Source organism: Sphaerisporangium dianthi (assembly GCF_042654065.1).
Taxonomy (GTDB): domain Bacteria; phylum Actinomycetota; class Actinomycetes; order Streptosporangiales; family Streptosporangiaceae; genus Sphaerisporangium; species Sphaerisporangium dianthi.
Window position 1 is genome coordinate 1 of the sequence record NZ_JBHSFP010000011.1, and the last position, 16,912, is coordinate 16,912.

Consider the following 16,912-nt stretch of genomic DNA (forward strand, 5'->3'; position numbering starts at 1 on the left):
AATTCGCCCCGAACGTGTTGGTCTCCACACAATCCACACCCACCGCGAAATACGCGTCATGCACCCCCCGCACAATGTCAGGACGCGTCACATTCAAAACCTCATTGCACCCCTCATGACCATCGAAATCATCGAGAGTGGGGTCATAGGCCTGCAACATCGTCCCCATGGCCCCGTCCGCGACGATCACACGCTCGGACATGGCCTGCCTGAAGGACGCTCCGTTGTTCATGCGCCCAAGCCTAGCGGGAGCCTGGCGGGACCGTTCGAGGCCGTGGGCCGGAACGGCCCGGGTGATCACGGCGAGCGAACGGGCGCGGCTTCCACGGGCCCCTCGCGTGCCCCGGTCCGCCCTCTCCGTGACACCGGGCACCCCTCAACGAATAGGCTTGGTCGGGTACAAGGCCGCCGCCGGCGGCCGTGAGATCGCCTTCGCAGTCGCGTGCGATCTCGGCCAGGCAAGGAGGAGGCGGCGCGTGATCGAGCTCGAAGGACTTCCCGAGCTCGTCGACCCGGTGCTGATCGCCGCGTTCGAGGGGTGGAACGACGCCGGGGAGGCGTCGAGCGGCGCACTGGCGCACCTTGAGTCCGAGTGGAAGGCGACCCCTCTGGTCGAGCTCGACCCCGAGGACTACTACGACTTCCAGGTGACCCGTCCGGTCGTGGAGCTCGGCGACGGCGTGACCCGGTCGATCGTGTGGCCGACGACCCGCCTGCTGGTGGCCCGTCCTCCGGGCAGCGAACGCGACGTGGTGCTGCTGCGCGGCATCGAACCCAACATGCGCTGGCGCACGTTCTGCTCCGAGATCGTGGCCATCTGCCTCGAGCTGGGCGTCGAGACCGCGGTGCTGCTCGGCGCCCTGCTCAACGACTCCCCGCACACCAGGCCGGTGCCGATCGTGGGCTCGGTGAGCGATCCGGGTCTCGCCCGCTCACTCAACCTCGAGCTGACCCGCTACGAGGGCCCGACGGGCATCGTCGGGGTGCTCCAGCACACGCTCGGGGCGGCCGGCACCGACACCATCTCGCTGTGGGCCTCGGTGCCCCACTACGTCGCCCAGCCGCCCAACCCGAAGGCCACGCTCGCCCTGCTGCGCCGCATCGAGGACCTCCTGGACATCCCCATGCCGCTCGGCGAGCTGCCCGAGGAGGCGCGAGCCTGGGAGCACGGGGTGGACGAGCTGGCCTCGCAGGACTCCGAGGTGGCCGAGTACGTCCGCGAGCTGGAAGAGCGCAAGGACGCCGCCGACCTGCCCGAGGCCAGCGGGGACGCGATCGCGGCCGAGTTCGAGCGCTACCTGCGGCGGCGCGACCATGACGACGACGGCGCCTGACGCAAATCAGGAAAAAATGCGCATTTATTGACATTGGCCGTATCAGCCCAGATAAAGGCGCATTTTCGCATACTTCCCGTTATTAGCTCCGGACGGCGCGGCTTTCCGGTAATAATTGTCCGCTGCGCCGCTTCCGCACCATTGACCCCGGGCGGCACACCGGGGCGGCAACGATTCGATAACGGGTACGAGCACGACTCCGCAAACATCGTGAGCCGCGCCATCCCCGTGCTGAACCTACACATGTGACTGCGCACCTTGGGACCCCCATGGCGACTCCATATCCTGATCCGCACAAGAGAGCACAAGAGACGCGGAGACGCGTCCTCGAGATGTCGGTGTTCATGAAACGGCAAGCGGCGGTCGACGACGAGGCCCGCGCCCTGGGCGACGCCGGCCGCCGCGGCGACTCCTTCGCCTATCCCCAGCTACGCGGCACGACGCCCGCCCAGGCCGTCGACCTGTTCCTCGCCCTCCTGCAGGACCGCCTCCCGGTCTGGCTGCACACCCTCGACGACCTGATGCGCCTGGCCGGCAAGGGGCGGGTGAACGACAACCTGCTGCCGGTGGCGCGGGCCGGCATCGACTACTACGCCGAGGTCCAGGCCGCGCTGATGCCCGCGTTCGTCTCCCCCTCGATCACCGTGCGCTTCCGCGAGGCTCTGCGCGAGACCGAGCTCGGCCCCGCCTCCGAGATCGCCCCGCTGGCCGAGTACCTGGCGGCCGAGCGGAGCCTCGGCCGGGTGGCCCCGGACGTCAACCCGGAGGCCAGCGCCCGCCTGCTGCTCGCCGGATGCTTCCGGCACGCCTACTACGAGGCCTTCATCGGCGCCGGCTCGGGTCTGTCCCGCGACGACGGCGCGGTGGAGATCGTGCGTGAGCTGCGGCTGGAGACCGCCACGCCTCGGACGCCGGCGCTCTCCTGAGCGGGCCGGTGATCTCCCGGCGTGCCGCCGGGCGTCCGGGGCACCGGCACACCGGCCCGGACGGCGGCCTCGTCGGCCCTGTGCCACACCAGGGCGGCCAGGTCGTCGTCCGCGCCTAGTGGGCGGCTGACCAGGTCGGCCCCGGCGGACTCAAGGCGGCTCTGGAAGAACCCGGGCGCCAGCAGGTAGGAGGCCACCGCGACGCGGGGCGCCGGCCCCGAGCGCAGCCGCTCCATGGCCTCCGCGAGGGACGGGGACGCCGCGGAGGCGAACGCCGCCGTCACCGGGCGGGCCAGCCGCACCGACAGCAGCCGGGCCGCGGAGCGCACGTCGGCGACGGCCGCGGGGTCGGAGGACCCGGCGGCGCCCAGGATGACCGCGTCGGTCGCCCGCAGCCCCGCCGAGGCCAGCCTGCGGGCGAGCACGGAGGTGACCAGCGGGTGGGGGCCGAGCGCGCCGGCGACCAGCGCGTCCGGCCTCGCCCGTGCGACGACCCCCGGCAGGTCGATGTGGAGGTGGTAGCCGCCGGCCAGCAGCAGCGGGACCACGACGACCGGCCCGGGGACCCGTGCCAGCACCTCGGCGAGCGGCGGCGAGCTGATCTCCAGGTACGCCTGCTCGACGCGGTGGCCGGGCCGCGCCCGGCGCACCCGCTCGGCCAGGGCCGCCAGCGTGGCCTCGCCCGCCGCGCTGCGGGTGCCGTGGGCGGCCAGGACGAGCGTCATCGCGCCTCCGGCCGGTCGCAGGCCAGGCGGTAGCCGCGCTTGACGACCGTCTCGACGATGCCGGCGGGGCCGAGGGCGCGGCGCAGCCGGGTGACGGCCATCTCGACCGCGTGCTCGGCCGAGTCCCGCGAGGGGCCGCCTGGCAGCACGATGCGCAGGTCCGAGCGGGGCACCACGTGGCCGGGACGCTCGGCCAGGCGCTTGAGCACCGCCATCGGGGCGGGCGGGAGCGGCTTGAGCTCTCCGTCGACGGCGACCGCGTGCCCGCGGATCTCCAGCTCGTGGGAGCCGGCGGTGACCCGGGTGACGCTGTGCTCGGGAAGGTGCCGCGCCAGGGTGCGGGCCAGCGAGCCGAGCCGGGAGCGCTCCGGCTGGATGACCGGCACGCCTTTGGCCACCAGCGGCGCCGCGGTCACCGGGCCGACGCACGCGGCCACCACCGGGCCGTTGAACGCCTCGACCAGCGCCTCCTCGAGCCCTTCCGCGCGGGCGGCGTTCAGCATGGCCAGCACGGCGGGGGCGCTGGTGAAGGCCACGGCGTCCACCGAGCCGGAGATCGCCTGGGTGATCAGGCGGCGCAGCGGCGAGGGGTCGCGGTAGGGCAGCCAGCGGTAGACCGGCACCTCGATCACCGTGGCGCCGGCCGCGCGCAGGGCGGCCACGAACCCGGTCAGCGGCTCGCCGTGCAGCTGGACGACGATGCGCCGCCCGTGCAGGTCCTGACGCAGGAGGTAACCCTTGATCTCCTCGCAGGACTCGGTCGGCGGGGTCCAGTGATCGTTCAGCCCGGCGGCGCGCACGGCCCCGCGGGCCTTCGGGCCGCGGGGCAGCAGGCGGGCCGTGGCCAGGTGTTCGGCCAGGTCGCCGGACAGGCCCCAGCCCTCGGCCGCGGCCACCCAGCCGCGGAAGCCCACCCCGGTGGTGACCACGACGTCGTCGATCGGGCCCTTCAGGCACTCGCGGGTGGCGGCGAGCAGGTCGGCGTCCTCGGTCAGCGGCACCAGCCGGATCGCCGGCGCCCGCACCACCCGGGCGCCGCGGCGTTCGAGCAGCGCCGCGAACTCCTCCTTGCGGCGGGTGGCGGTCACCCCGATGGTGAAGCCCGCGAGCGCGTCGGGCGCCGTCTCCGGCGCCACGAGGGGGTCGTCCAGCAGGGCGGACGTCATGCCACGCTCACTTCCACCATGCCGCCTGCGACACGGATCGGATAGGTCGCGAGCGCCGTCGACGGGTCGTCCAGGCACACGCCCGTCGTCAGGGAGAACGGCTGCTTGTGCATGGGCGCGGCGACGACGGGCTCGTCGCCGCGGGTTCCGACGATGCCGCGGGAGATCACGTACGCCCCGCTGAACGGGTCGCGGTTGCCGACGGCGAACAGGCGTCCGTCGAAGGTGCGGAATATCGCGATCTGGTGGCCGGCGACGAGGGCCGCGGCCCCGCGTTCCGGCAGCAGGTCGGTGTAAGAGCAGATCCGCACCCACGCCGTCCCGGTGCTCGTCCTGATCGCCGGGTCGTTCTGGATGATCGTCATGCGCGTGTCACCTCCAGGAGGACAGGCTTGATCTGGTCGCGTTCGGTCTCGAACACGATGGACGGGTCAGGGGTGTCGGGGGCGTTGACGAAGCTGACGAACCGGCGCAGCTTGTCGGGGTCCTCGACCGTGGCGCGCCACTCGTCGAAGTAGCCCGTCACGTGCCGCTCCATTCCGGCGTCGAGATCGGCGCAGATGCCGAGCGAGTCGTTGATGATCACGTCCCGGAGATAGTCGAGGCCGATGCCCTGCAGCCAGGTGGAGGTGCGCTGAAGGCGGTCGGCCGTGCGGATGTAGAACATCAGGAAGCGGTCGATGGTGCGGATCAGCTCGTCGTCGGACAGGTCGCTCGCCAGCAGGTCGGCGTGGCGGGGCTTGAAGCCGCCGTTGCCGCCGACGTAGAGGTTCCAGCCGTTCTCGGTCGCGATGATCCCGAAGTCCTTGCCGCGGGCCTCGGCGCACTCGCGGGCGCAGCCGGACACCGCCGACTTGATCTTGTGCGGGGAGCGCAGTCCCCGGTAGCGCAGTTCGAGGGCGATGGCCATGCCGACCGCGTCCTGCACGCCGTACCGGCACCAGGTGGATCCGACGCAGGACTTCACCGTGCGCAGCGCCTTGCCGTAGGCGTGCCCGGACTCGAAGCCGGCGTCGACCAGCCGCTTCCAGATCTTGGGCAGCTGCTCGACCCGCGCGCCGAACAGGTCGATGCGCTGGCCGCCGGTGATCTTGGTGTAGAGGCCGAAGTCGCGGGCCACCTCGCCGATCACGATGAGCTTCTCGGGAGTGATCTCCCCGCCGGGGATGCGGGGCACGACCGAATAGGTGCCGTTCTTCTGGATGTTGGCCAGGAAGTGGTCGTTGGTGTCCTGCAGCGCGGCCTGCTCGCCTTCGAGGACGTGGCCGCCGCCCAGCGAGGCGAGGATGGAGGCGACGGCCGGCTTGCAGATGTCGCAGCCGCGTCCCCTGCCGTGCTCGGCGATGAGCTGGGAGAACGTCGTGATGCCGCGCACCCGGACGATGTCGAACAGCTCTGGCCTGCTGTGGTCGAAGTGCTCGCACAGCGCCTTGCTGAGCACGACGCCCTCGGAGGCGAGGATCGAGGCCAGCGCCGGCACGCAGCTGCCGCAGCTGGTGCCCGCTCGGGTGCACTTCTTGACGCCGGCCACGTCGGTCAGCCCCATCTCGGCGATGGCGCCGCTGATCTGCCCCTTGGTGATGTTGTTGCAGGAACAGACCTGGGCGTCGTCGGGGAAGTCGGCGCCCGACAGCCCGGCGCCGCCGGCTCCGGCGAACAGCAGGTCGCTGGGCTGGGCGCTCAGCTCCCTGCCCACCATCGGCCGCAGCAGGCTGTAGGGAGTGGCGTCGCCGACGCAGATGCCGCCGAGCAGCGTGCGGGCGTCGTCGCTGATGAACAGCTTCTTGTAGATCCCGGCCACGGGGTCCATGTAGGTCACGTCGAGCGCGCCGGACAGCTCGCCGAAGCTGGCCACGTCCACGCCGAGCAGCTTGAGCTTGGCCGACAGGTCGCCGCCGGCGAAGGAGGCCCCGCCGCCGAGGATGCGGTCGGCGGCCACCTCGGCCATGGTGAAGCAGGGCGCGACCAGGCCGTACACCATGCCGCCCACCAGGGCGCACTCGCCGATGGCGAACACGGCCGGGTCGGCGGTGCGCATGCCCTCGTCGACGACGATGCCGCCTCGCTCGCCCACGGGCAGCCCCGCCTGGCGGGCCAGCTCGTCGCGCGGCCGGATGCCCGCCGAGAAGACGACCACGCCGGCGTCGATCTCGGTGCCGTCGGCCAGGACGACCTTGTCCCGCTCGATGCGGTTCAGGCCGGTGCCGGTGTGCACGGCCAGGCCGAGCCGTTCGATGTGGCCGCGCAGCACCGACCCGCCGCCCTCGTCGACCTGGCGGGGCATCAGCCAGCCGCCCATCTCGACGACGTGGGTGGAAAGGCCGAGGCCGCGCAGCGCGTCGGCGGCCTCCAGGCCGAGCAGCCCGCCGCCGACGACCACGCCGGCGCCGGCGCCGGCCGAGGCCTCCCGGATGGCGTCCAGGTCGTCGATGGTCCGGTAGACGAAGGCGTGTTCCGCGCCGGGCACCGGCGGCACGAACGGCGAGGAGCCGGTGGCCAGCACCAGGACGTCGTAGGGCTCCTCGTGCCCGGTCGCGGTGACCGCGACCCGGCGGGCGCGGTCGATCGCGGTGACCCGCTCGGCCAGCCGCACCGCCGTCACCCCCTGCGGGGCCGGGTAGGTCAGCTCCTCAAGGGACGCGCCCGTGAGGTAGGACGTCAGCGCCACCCGGTCGTAGGCGGGCCTCGGCTCCTCCCCCAAGACGGTGATCGTTCCTTGGAGGCCCCGGTCGGTCAGGGTCTCCACGAGCCGGTGGGCCGTCGGCCCGTATCCCACCACCACGATCCTCACGCGCGGACCTCCTCCTGCTCGCACAGCCAGCCGATGATCCCTTCGACCGCGTCCCGGCAGCTCCCGCAGCCGGTCGTGGCCCGGGTCGCCGCCGCGACGGCGGCCGTGTCGCGCGCGCCCGCCTCCCAGCAGGCGCGGATCCGGCCCTTGGTCACGTTGTTGCACTCGCACACCCGCGCCGAGTCGGGCATGCGCACCGGGCTGTCGGCCGGTGTCGCATGCTCCAGCGACGAGGGGAAGAGCAGCCCGGCCGGGTCGCCGGGAAGCGGCCCGCCCCTGTCGTACAGCTGTGTGAGCGTTCCCACGGTCGGCGCGTCGCCGAGCAGGATCGCGCCCACCAGCCGGTCGTTCCTGATCACGAGCTTGCGGTAGATGCCGCGCGCCCGGTGGCTGAAGCGGACCACCTCGACCTCGCCCGCGGGGTCGTCGTCGTTCAGGTGGGTCTCGCCCATCGCGGCCAGCTCGACGCTGCGGGCCTTCAGCCGGGTGACCAGACGCGAGCCGCGGTACCTGGCGGCGTGGTCGGCCCCGGTGATGAGGTCGGCCACCACTGCGGCCTGCTCCCAGGCGGGCGCGACCAGTCCGTACACCGTGCCGTCGTGCTGGGCGCACTCGCCGATGGCGTAGACCGCCGGGTCGGAGGTGCGCATGTGGTCGTCCACGACCACGCCGCGGTTGACCTCCAGCCCGGCGTCCTTGGCCAGGGAGACCATCGGCCGTACGCCGCAGGCGAGCACCACCAGCTCCGAGGCCAGGATCTCCCCGGTGGCCAGTTCGACGCCGTGCGGGTGGATCGCGGTGACCTGCACCGCGGTCCTGACCGCGACGCCGAGCCCGGCCAGCGCCTCGCCGAGCACCAGCCCGGCCTCGGCGTCGAGCTGGCGGTCCATGAGGTGGCCGGCCAGGTGGAGCAGGGTGACCGGCATGCCGCGCCCGGCCAGGCCGCGCGCGGCCTCGACGCCGAGCAGGCCGCCGCCGACCACGACCGCGCTGGTGGCGGTCGCCGCCGCCTCAAGGATGCGGTGGCAGTCGTCCATGGTGCGGAACGCGATGGCCCGGGTGGCGCCGGGGATGGGCGGCACCAACGGCTCGCTGCCGGTGGCCAGCACCAGCACGTCGTACGGCTCGCTCGCCCCGTCGCCGGTGTGGACCGTGCGGGTGCGGCGGTCGATGGCGGTGACCGTGACGCCGAGCCGGGTGGTCACCCCCTCAGGGTGGGCCGGCAGGCGCACCTGCTCGGGGCTCGCGGTGCCGGCGAGCACGTTGGACAGCAGGACCCGGTTGTAGGGCCGCCGGGTCTCCGCGCCGAACACCGTGATCTGGATGTCCTTGTCGCGCGCCCTGACCTCGTCGGCCAGGCGGGCGCCCGCCATGCCGTTGCCGATGACGACGAGCCTCACGCGTTCCTCCCCCGATCGGCGTGCGGAGTCGCGTCATCCGGCCCGGGCGGGGCGATGCCGCCGCCGGACCGCTCGACCCGCACGGCGCAGACCTTGAACTCCGGCATCCGGGACGTCGGGTCCAGGGCCGGGTTGGTGAGACGATTGGCGCCCTCCCAGTGGAACGGCATGAAGACGGTGTCGTGACGGATGGACCGGTTGACGCGAGCGGGGGCCTCGGTCGTGCCCCTGCGGCTGGTCAGGCGGACCATGTCGCCGGGACCGACGCCGAGGCGCTCGGCCAGGTCGGCGTGCAGCTCCACGTACGCGCTCGGGGCCGCATCATTCAGCGCCGGGACGCGCCGGGTCTGCGCTCCGCTCTGGTAGTGGGCGAGCACCCGGCCGGTGGTCAGGTAGTAGGGGTAGTCGTCGTCGACGTCCTCGGCCACCGGCCGGTGGTCCACCGGCGTGAACCGCGCCCGGCCGTCCGGCGTGGGGAAGCGGTCCAGAAAGGGGCGCGGGGTCCCGGGGTGGTCCTCGGAGGGGGCGGGCCAGAACACACCGGTCTCGCGGGCGATGCGCTCGTAGGTGATGCCGGCGTAGTCGGCGACGCCGCCCGCGCTGGCCCGGCGCAGCTCGTCGAACACCGTGCGCGGATCGTCGGAGAAGCCCTCGCGGCGGCCGAGCCGCGCGGCCAGGGCGGAGACGATGGCCAGGTCGCTGCGCACGCCGTCGGGCGGGGTGACGGCCTGCCTGCGCAGCAGCACTCTGCCCTCCAGGTTGGTCATGGTGCCGTGCTCCTCGGCCCACTGGGTGGTGGGCAGCACGACGTCGGCCATCGCGGCGGTCTCCGAGAGCACGAAGTCGGACACCACCAGCAGGTCCAGCGCCGCCAGCCGCTCGGCGACGTGGGTCGCGCGGGGGGCCGAGACCACCGGGTTGGAGCCGAACACCAGCAGCGCCTTCGGCCCGGCGTCGGTGCCGAGCGCGTCGAGCAGCTCGTAGGCCGAGCGGCCGGGGCCGGGAAGCTCGCCGGGGTCGACGCCCCAGACGGCGGCGACGTGCGCGCGGCCGGCCGGATCGTCGATCTTGCGGTAGCCGGGGAGCTGGTCGGCCTTCTGGCCGTGCTCGCGGCCTCCCTGTCCGTTGCCCTGCCCGGTGACGCAGCCGTACCCCGACCCCTCGCGGCCCGGCAGGCCGAGGGCGAGGGCGAGGTTGATGAACGCGGACACGGTGTCGACGCCCTTGGAGTGCTGCTCGGCGCCCCTGCCGGTGAGGATCATGGCCTTGCCGGCCGTGCCGAGCAGGCGGACCGCCTGGCGCATCGCGGCGACCGGCACGCCGGTGACCCGCTCCGCGCGTTCGGGCCACCACGCGGCCACCGACTCGCGGGCCGCCTGGAAGCCGGTCGTGCGGGCGGCGATGTAGTCCTGGTCGGCGTATCCCTCGGTGATCGCTATGTGCAGCATGCCGAGTGCCAGGGCCAGGTCGGTGCCCGGCGTCACCTTCAGGTGCAGGGCGGCCTGCCTGGCCGTGCGGGTCTCCCTTGGATCCACCACGATCAGCGTGCCGGGCACGTGCCGCAGGAAGGGCGGCATGGTCTCGGCGACGTTGCCGCCGACCATCATGACGGCGTCCGCCCCGGCGATGTCGGTGATCGGGAACGGCAGCCCGCGGTCCATCCCGAACGCGCGGTTCGTGGCGGCGGCCGCCGACGACATGCAGAAGCGGCCATTGTAGTCGATCTGGCTGGTGCGCAGGGCCACCCGGGCGAACTTGCCGAGCTGGTAGGCCTTCTCGTTGGTCAGGCCGCCGCCGCCGAACACCGCCACCGCGTCCCGGCCGTGCGCGGCCTGCAGGTCGCGGACGGCGCCGGCGACGCGGTCGAGCGCCTCGTCCCAGCTCACCGGCTCCAGCGGGCTCGTGCGGCCGGCTCGGGCGAGCGGCGTGGTCAGCCGGACGCCCGGATTGAGCAGCTCGGCCGCCGTCCAGCCCTTCTGGCAGAGCCCTCCGGCGTTGGCCGGGATGTCGTGCCGCGGGGTGACGGTGAGCGCGGTGCCCGCCGCCTTTCCGACCCCTCCACTGACGTACATGCCGCACTGCAGGGCGCAGTAAGGGCAGTGCGTCGCCTCTCCCAGGTGCACCGGCGGCATCACAGACGCCGGCGGGGATAGTGAGATCGGCATGGGTTCGATGGTGCTTTCAGGCCGTTTCACCGTTGGGTCCCTCCTGTTACCTCTGTGCTACAAGCCGCCAACCGTGTTCACATCAGGCGTGGGCCCCCTGTGCGCACACCGCGGCGGCCGGGGGGTGAGCGGTGACGCGGCGTCCGCGCGCGCGTGCAGGCCCGGGCCGTGCCGGTTCTCCGGCGCGGCCCGGGCGTTCCCGCCCCGGATGCGGGCTCAGACGCGGGCGGTGGCGAGACTCGGGGCGAGCCGCGCCCCGACAGTGCGCAGGTAGCAGAACCAGGTCAGCCCCGCGCACAGCACGTAGAAGCAGGCGAAGGCCGCCAGGGCGGCGCCCGCGCCGCCGGTCGCGGCGATCGAGGTGCCGAATCCGCGGTTGATGAAGAATCCGCCGAAGGCGCCGATGGCCGAGATGATCCCGATGGCGGCGGAGCTGTCCCTCTTCCCGGAGGCCACGGCGGCGTCGTAGGCGGCGCGGTCCTCCGGGGAGACGCCCTCGACCGCCTTGGCACGGAAGATGGCCGGGATCATGCGGTAGGTCGAGCCGTTGCCCACGCCGGTCAGCGAGACCAGCACCAGATAGGAGGCGAAGAAGAAGGTGAAGTTGTGCATGGAGACCCCGGCCCCGACCAGCGCGACGGCCACTCCCATGGCCCCGAAGTTCCACAGGGTGACCCGGCCCCCGCCGAGCCGGTCGGAGAGCCGGCCGCCGAGCGGCCTGATCAGCGAGCCGACGAGCGCTCCGAGGAAGGCCCAGGTGACGGCGGAGGTGTGCTCGGGGAACTGGCTCTTGATGAGCAGCGGGAAGGCGGTGGTGTAGCCGATGAAGGAGCCGAAGGTGCCGATGTAGAGGAAGGACATGATCCAGGTCTGCGCCCTCCCGGCGATCTTCAGTTGCTCCCTGGCGCTCGCCTTGGCGGTGGTGAGGTTGTCCATGAAGAAGAAGGCGCCCACCGCGGCGACCAGGACGAACGGCACCCAGAACAGCCCGGCCGCCGCCAGTCCGAAGCCGGCGATCACCAGCGGCATGACCAGCTGGACCGAGCTGACGCCGATGTTGCCGCCGGCGGCGTTGAGGCCGAGCGCCCAGCCCTGCCTGCGCTCGGGGTAGAAGTAGGTGATGTTGGCCATGCTGGAGGCGAAGTTGCCGCCGCCGAGGCCGGCCGTGGCGGCGATGAGCAGGAACGCCCAGTACGGCGTGCCGGGGTCGCTCACCGCGATGGCGAGCAGGACGGCGGGGATGAGCAGCAGCAGGGCGCTGACCACCGTCCAGTTGCGGCCGCCGAACTTCGCGGGGGCGAAGGTGTAGGGCAGGCGCAGGGTAGAGCCCACCAGGTTGGGCAGCGACACCAGCCAGAAGAGCTGGTCGGTGGAGAACTTGTAGGCGCCGAGCTTGACGGCGACGATGCTCCAGACGGTCCAAAGGGTGAAGCCGAGGTGCTCGGCCAGGATCGAGAAGATCAGGTTCCTGCGGGCGACGCCCTTGCCCCGGCTCTCCCAGAAGCCGGGGTCGTCCGGCCTCCAATCGCTGATCCAGCGGCCTCTCGCCGCCGCGGTACGGGTAGCGTCCGTCACCGTCACGGTTCCTCCTCCATGCTCCGGGGGGTCGGGAGGCTCCGAAAGTAGCGAGGCGTATCACTCCGGACGGCGACGAATGTCAGATATCGGCGTTACTTCCGACGCACGGACGAAACAAGTGACGCACAGGCATCACGATGGCAACATCGAATTAACAAAGATTGCCCGCACGGCCGATCGGGCATCCTTTCCGGGAACCTTCACGCAGTCTCGTCACCCCCGGGAGCGGGCATGACCGGCGTCCAGCAGATCAGGCTCTTCTCCGACCCGGTGCTGCGCGCCACCGCGCAACCGGTGACGAGCTTCGACCGCTCGCTGCGCGACCTGGTCAAGGCGCTCCAGGCGACCACCCGGGCGGGTTCCGGACGGGCCGGGCTCGCCGCGCCGCAGATCGGGGTGCTCTCGCGCGTGCTGGCCTTCGAGCTGGACGGCAGGTCCGGCCACCTGGTCAACCCGCGCCTTGAGCTGTCGGCGCGCACGATCGTCGCCGACGAGGCGTGCCTGTCGGCGCCGGGCATCTGGTGGCCGCTGGAACGCTCCTACTCGGTCGTCGCCCGCGGCAGGGACATGCACGGCAAGCCGGTGACGGTGCGGGCGCTCGGAATGCTGGCCAGGGTGCTCCAGCACGAGGTCGACCACCTCGACGGCATCCTGTTCTGCGACCGCCTCCCCGCCGACGAGCGCGAGCGCTTCTTCGCCTCCCTGCCGTGACCCGCGGACACGGGACCGCCTGACGCCTCCCCCTGTCCTCTTCCGGCTGCGGCCGGGTACGCCACGGAACCCGAATCTTGGGGCATATTCCACCATCTTGAGTGTTGCGTCCCTTTTTTCGCCAATGCGTGTTCTGTCGCAATGAGGCCCGGGTAGGGCAATCGACGATCGGAAGCGCGCCGGGATGGGCCGCTTCCGCACATCGGGGGCATCCCGCTTCCCGCATATGCGCGACCGGCGCCAGGCCGGACTCTCCCGGCCTCTCGAAGGCCGGGAGCACCAGAGGCGGGCCTCGCCGGGCGGATCCCGTGACGGGAAGCCGGAGAAGGAGGCAAACGTGATGAGCGGACTGAAGGTGGCCGTAGCCGTCGCCCTCGGCTACTTCCTCGGCCGGCACCGCAAGTTCAAACTCGCGGTCGCGCTCGGGGTGGCGGGCGCCACGGGCAAGCTCGGCGGCACCAGCGGCAACCTCCTTGAACAGGGGCTGAAGCTCGCGAGCTCCTCCCCGGAGCTCGAAAAGATCATCAACAGCGTCCGCGGCGAGCTGTTCGAGGCCGGCAAGGCCGCGGCGAAGGCCGCGGCGAGCAGGCAGGTCACCTCGATCAGCACGAAGCTCCAGGACCGGGCCGAGGCCCTGCAGCACGCGGCCAACGTCGCGGCCGGTCTGGAGGAGCAGGCGGTCGGCACCGCGGGCGAGGCCGCCAAGACGGCGAAGGGCGGGGTCACCAGCCTGCGCGAGCGGGCCACGGGCGGCCTGCGCTCCGCCGGGTCCCGGATGCGCAGAGGCGAGCGGCCGCCGCAGGACCTCGCGGAGGAAGAGCCGTACGAGGAGGAGTTCGAGGAGGAGGACGAGTACGAGGAGGAGCCCTCCCCTCGGCGCAGGCCGCCACAGGACCGCGCGCGGCCGGCCGCGCGCGAGACCCGCAGGCCCGCCGACGAGGACGAACCGGACGACGAGGAGCCGAGAGCCCGCGGTCGCGTGACCCGCGACCAGCCTCCGCCGCGCTCGCGGCCGATCCACCGGACCCGGGGGTGATGCGCCATGGCGGACGCGATCAAGAACCAGGTACGCGGGCTCGCCGGCATCGCCGGACGGCTCGCGCTCGCGGCCGTGCGGCGCAGAGTCGAGAAGACCACCAAGCAGCTCACCGACTTCACCGAGAACGGCGGCATGCGCACCGTCGGGCAGCTCGCGGGGTCCGAGGGCAAGTTCGGCCGGGTCAAGGGGCTGGCCAAGCTCGCGTTCAGCGGTCTGAAGAGCAAGCTCGGGTTCGGCGGGCGCGGCGCCAAGGGCAAGAAGCTCAAGTTCCACAACATCGTCGAGTCGCTGGACATCGGCGCCCCCATACGCGTGGTCTACAACCAGTGGACGCAGTTCCAGGACTGGCCGAACTTCATGAAGAAGGTCGAGAAGGTCGTCCAGGATGGTGACGAGAAGCTGACCTGGCAGGCGAAGATCTTCTGGTCCCGGCGCACCTGGCAGTCCACGATCAGCGAGCAGACGCCGGACGAGAAGATCATCTGGCGTTCGCAGGGCGCCAAGGGCTACGTGGACGGCTCCGTGACCTTCCACGAGATCACCCCCGACATGACGCGCGTGCTGCTGGTGCTGGAGTACCACCCCAAGGGGCTCATGGAGCACATCGGCGGCATCTGGCGGGCGCAGGGCCGCAGGGCGCGCCTGGAGTTCAAGCATTTCCGCCGGCACGTGATGAACGAGGACCTTCTGCATCCCGACGAGGTCGAGGGGTGGCGCGGCGTCATCCACGAGGGCGAGGTGGTCAAGGACCACGAGACCGCCATGCGCGAGGAACAGGAACGCGAGGAGCAGGAACGCGGTGGCCCCGAGCCTGAGGAAGGCGAAGAGGGCGAGTACGAAGAGGGCGAGTACGAAGAGGGCGAGTACGAAGAGGGCGAAGAGGGCGAAGAGGACGAGGAGCCCGAAGAGGGTGAGGAGCCGGAGGAGGGCGAGGCCGAGGAGGGCGAGGCCGCCGCGGAGCGGGGCGGGGAACCCGAGGAGCCCGAGGAGCCCGAGGAGCCCGGAGAGGGCGAGGAGCCCCGGCAGAAGCGTCCGCGCGGCCGCCGCGCGGAGGAGGCGGAAGAGGACGAGGGCGAGGAGGCCGGTGAGGAGGCCGGTGAGGAGCGGCGCAGGCGGCGGCTTCCCTGGGGGCAAAGGCGCGCGGAGCGGCCGCGGGCCCGTGAGCGCCCGGCCGAGGAGCCGCGCGGCCGGGTACGCCGGTCCGAGCCGGCCGAGGAGCAGGAACGGGAGGCCCCTCGCCGCAGGCGAGAGGGCGAGGGCGACGGACGGGAGGAGCCCCGGGCACGGCGGCGCCCTCCTGATGGCGAGGAACCCGCGCGCGGGAAGCGCCGGGAACCCGCGCCCGAGCCCAGGGGCCGAGGCCGCTGATGACCGGTCCGGACGCCGGATGACCGACCGGACGTCACACGACGGCCGGAGCGGCAGAGGGAGAGGACACGGGCTTCGGCCCGGTGCGGATGAGGCCCTTCGTCAGCACGTCTCAAGCGAGAGCAAGGAGTGGAGCGTATGGCCATCATGCAGCCCTCGGGCGGCGGGCCCGCCGGCCGGTCGTCATCGGGCGGCGGACTCGCCGACGTGATCGACACGATCCTCGACAAGGGTCTGGTCATCGACGCCTACGTCAGCGTCGCGCTGGTGGGCATCGAACTGCTGACCATCAACGCCCGTGTCGTGGTGGCCAGCGTCGACACCTACCTGCGGTTCGCCCAGGCGGTCAACCGGCTGGACATCTCAGAAGGGCAGAAGGGGCTTCCCGAGCTCATGCAGGACATGACGACGGGCGTGGCGAAGTCGAAGACCAAAGGCATCGCGCAGGGCGCGCTGGAGGCGGCGGGCGAGAAACTGCGTGACTTCATCACCGAGCCGGCCGAGCAGCCCGCGCGCCGCAGGCGCGGGCGTGAGGAGGACTGACATGGCCCCTTCGACTCCCGGCCCCGCCGCGCCCGGGTCCGAGAAGCAGGCGCCGCGAGCCCGTGGCGGCCGCCCCGCGGCCGCGCGGCAGACGGCGGACGCGCCCGGACCGCACGAGGACGCCGCGAACGCCTCCGGCCAGGCCGGCGAGCAGCCGGGCGCGCCGGGCGCGCAGGGCGAGCGGGCGACGGCGTCCTACGTCTACGGCATCCTGCCTTCGGACGTCGAGCTGACGCCGGAGGCCCGCGGGGTGGGCGACCCACCCGGCGAGATCGGCCTGGTGCGGCATCGCGACATCGCCGCCCTGATCAGCGATCTGCGTCTCAACCGCCCGCTCGGCAAGCCGCAGGATCTCATGGCGCACCAGAACCTGCTGGACGACGTGGCCGCCGAGGTGCCGGTGCTGCCCTTGCGCTTCGGTGCGGTGCTGGAGAGTCCCGACGCGGTCGTCGGGGAACTGCTGGCCCCGCATCACGACGAGTTCCGCACGGCGCTGGACGAGCTGGAGGGACGGGCACAGTTCGTCGTCAAGGCCCGCTACGAGGAGGGCGCGGTCCTGCGGGAGGTGCTCGCCGAGGAGCCCGAGGCGGCTCGCCTGCGCCAGGAGATCCGCGGCCTGCCCGAGGAGGCCACCTGGGACGCGCGGATCAAGCTCGGCGAGATCGTCAACCGGGCGATCGAGGCCAAGCGCGACGCCGACACCCAGGCGCTGGCCGAGGCGCTGGCCCCGCACGCCGTCACGATCGTCGTCCGGGAGCCGACCCACGAGGAGGACGCCGCCCATCTGGCCGTCCTGGTGGAGACCGACCGGTTGCGGGAGATCGAGGAGGCGCTGGAGGAGATCGGCCGCCGCTGGGCCGACCGCGTCTCCCTGCGCATGCTCGGTCCCCAGGCGGCCTATGACTTCGTCCAGACGCAAAGGTGAAGGTGCTTGGACCATGGGCCTGTTCAAACTGCTCTTCGGCTGGCCGCTGGCGCCGGTGGAGGCGCTGATCCGGCTCGGCGAGCTCATCGAGGAACAGGTGGAGCACCAGATGCACGACCCCGCCTTGGTGCGGCGGCAGCTGGAGGAGGTGGAGGACGCGCGGGCCGCGGGCCTGATCTCGGAGGAGGAGAGCGAACAGGCGACCGAGGAGATCTTGCAACGGATGATCGGCTAGTGCGGT

16 protein-coding genes are annotated in these 16,912 nt (G+C 72.2%); 8 read left to right on the forward strand and 8 right to left on the reverse strand.

Going from position 1 to position 16,912, the window contains the following annotated elements:
- Nucleotides 1-232, reverse strand: a 232-nt coding sequence (locus tag ACFO60_RS17720) for a homocysteine S-methyltransferase family protein (protein ID WP_380841475.1), incomplete at its 3' end; no start/stop codon positions are given.
- Nucleotides 233-476: 244 nt separating this feature from the next.
- Between ACFO60_RS17720 and ACFO60_RS17725 the strand changes: the two genes are divergently transcribed.
- Nucleotides 477-1,334 (forward strand): PAC2 family protein, encoded by an 858-nt coding sequence (locus ACFO60_RS17725; protein WP_380841477.1) that lies wholly within the window; start codon nucleotides 477-479, stop codon nucleotides 1,332-1,334.
- Nucleotides 1,335-1,678: 344 nt separating this feature from the next.
- Entirely contained in the window at nucleotides 1,679-2,260 is a 582-nt protein-coding gene (locus ACFO60_RS17730) for a hypothetical protein (protein ID WP_380841478.1), read from the forward strand.
- Here ACFO60_RS17730 and ACFO60_RS17735 read toward each other — a convergent pair.
- The 7 genes from ACFO60_RS17735 to ACFO60_RS17765 form a co-directional block, all read right to left on the reverse strand.
- Nucleotides 2,146-2,985: a sirohydrochlorin chelatase gene (locus tag ACFO60_RS17735; RefSeq protein WP_380841480.1), complete on the reverse strand. Its 840-nt coding sequence runs from the start codon at nucleotides 2,983-2,985 to the stop codon at nucleotides 2,146-2,148. The two genes, ACFO60_RS17730 and ACFO60_RS17735, sit on opposite strands and share 115 nt — an antisense overlap.
- Nucleotides 2,982-4,151, reverse strand: a complete 1,170-nt coding sequence (locus tag ACFO60_RS17740) for a uroporphyrinogen-III synthase (RefSeq protein WP_380841481.1) — start codon at nucleotides 4,149-4,151, stop codon at nucleotides 2,982-2,984. Before ACFO60_RS17740 ends, ACFO60_RS17735 begins: the two co-directional genes overlap by 4 nt.
- A complete protein-coding gene (nirD, locus tag ACFO60_RS17745) occupies nucleotides 4,148-4,516 on the reverse strand; it encodes a nitrite reductase small subunit NirD (protein WP_380841482.1) in 369 nt (122 codons plus the stop codon). The genes ACFO60_RS17740 and nirD overlap by 4 nt, the downstream gene beginning before the upstream one ends.
- Complete coding sequence (nirB, locus tag ACFO60_RS17750) at nucleotides 4,513-6,942, reverse strand: nitrite reductase large subunit NirB (RefSeq protein ID WP_380841483.1); 2,430 nt, start codon at nucleotides 6,940-6,942, stop codon at nucleotides 4,513-4,515. The genes nirD and nirB overlap by 4 nt, the downstream gene beginning before the upstream one ends.
- Nucleotides 6,939-8,342, reverse strand: coding sequence for an FAD-dependent oxidoreductase (locus tag ACFO60_RS17755; RefSeq protein WP_380841484.1), 1,404 nt, complete (start codon nucleotides 8,340-8,342; stop codon nucleotides 6,939-6,941). The genes nirB and ACFO60_RS17755 overlap by 4 nt, the downstream gene beginning before the upstream one ends.
- A complete protein-coding gene (locus ACFO60_RS17760) occupies nucleotides 8,339-10,507 on the reverse strand; it encodes a molybdopterin oxidoreductase family protein (RefSeq protein WP_380841485.1) in 2,169 nt (722 codons plus the stop codon). The genes ACFO60_RS17755 and ACFO60_RS17760 overlap by 4 nt, the downstream gene beginning before the upstream one ends.
- Before the next feature lie 216 nt (nucleotides 10,508-10,723).
- Nucleotides 10,724-12,088, reverse strand: a complete 1,365-nt coding sequence (locus tag ACFO60_RS17765) for an MFS transporter (RefSeq protein WP_380841486.1) — start codon at nucleotides 12,086-12,088, stop codon at nucleotides 10,724-10,726.
- A gap of 228 nt (nucleotides 12,089-12,316) precedes the next feature.
- Here ACFO60_RS17765 and ACFO60_RS17770 point away from each other — a divergent pair, with 228 nt between their 5' ends.
- The 6 genes from ACFO60_RS17770 to ACFO60_RS17795 all read left to right on the forward strand — a co-directional run bounded on the left by ACFO60_RS17770 (nucleotide 12,317) and on the right by ACFO60_RS17795 (nucleotide 16,906).
- A complete protein-coding gene (locus ACFO60_RS17770) occupies nucleotides 12,317-12,796 on the forward strand; it encodes a peptide deformylase (RefSeq protein WP_380841487.1) in 480 nt (159 codons plus the stop codon).
- 340 nt (nucleotides 12,797-13,136) lie between these two features.
- Complete coding sequence (locus tag ACFO60_RS17775) at nucleotides 13,137-13,832, forward strand: hypothetical protein (protein WP_380841488.1); 696 nt, start codon at nucleotides 13,137-13,139, stop codon at nucleotides 13,830-13,832.
- Nucleotides 13,833-13,838: 6 nt separating this feature from the next.
- Nucleotides 13,839-15,203, forward strand: a complete 1,365-nt coding sequence (locus ACFO60_RS17780) for an SRPBCC family protein (protein WP_380841489.1) — start codon at nucleotides 13,839-13,841, stop codon at nucleotides 15,201-15,203.
- Between the two features lie 138 nt (nucleotides 15,204-15,341).
- Complete coding sequence (gene gvpJ / locus ACFO60_RS17785) at nucleotides 15,342-15,746, forward strand: gas vesicle protein GvpJ (RefSeq protein WP_465269882.1); 405 nt, start codon at nucleotides 15,342-15,344, stop codon at nucleotides 15,744-15,746.
- 1 nt (nucleotide 15,747) lies between these two features.
- The gene (locus ACFO60_RS17790; RefSeq protein ID WP_380841490.1) at nucleotides 15,748-16,671 is read left to right on the forward strand and encodes a GvpL/GvpF family gas vesicle protein; all 924 of its coding nucleotides are present in this window, start codon (nucleotides 15,748-15,750) and stop codon (nucleotides 16,669-16,671) included.
- 13 nt (nucleotides 16,672-16,684) lie between these two features.
- On the forward strand, nucleotides 16,685-16,906 hold the full coding sequence (locus ACFO60_RS17795) for a gas vesicle protein GvpG (protein WP_380841491.1): 222 nt from the start codon (nucleotides 16,685-16,687) through the stop codon (nucleotides 16,904-16,906).
- Nucleotides 16,907-16,912: the final 6 nt, after the last annotated feature.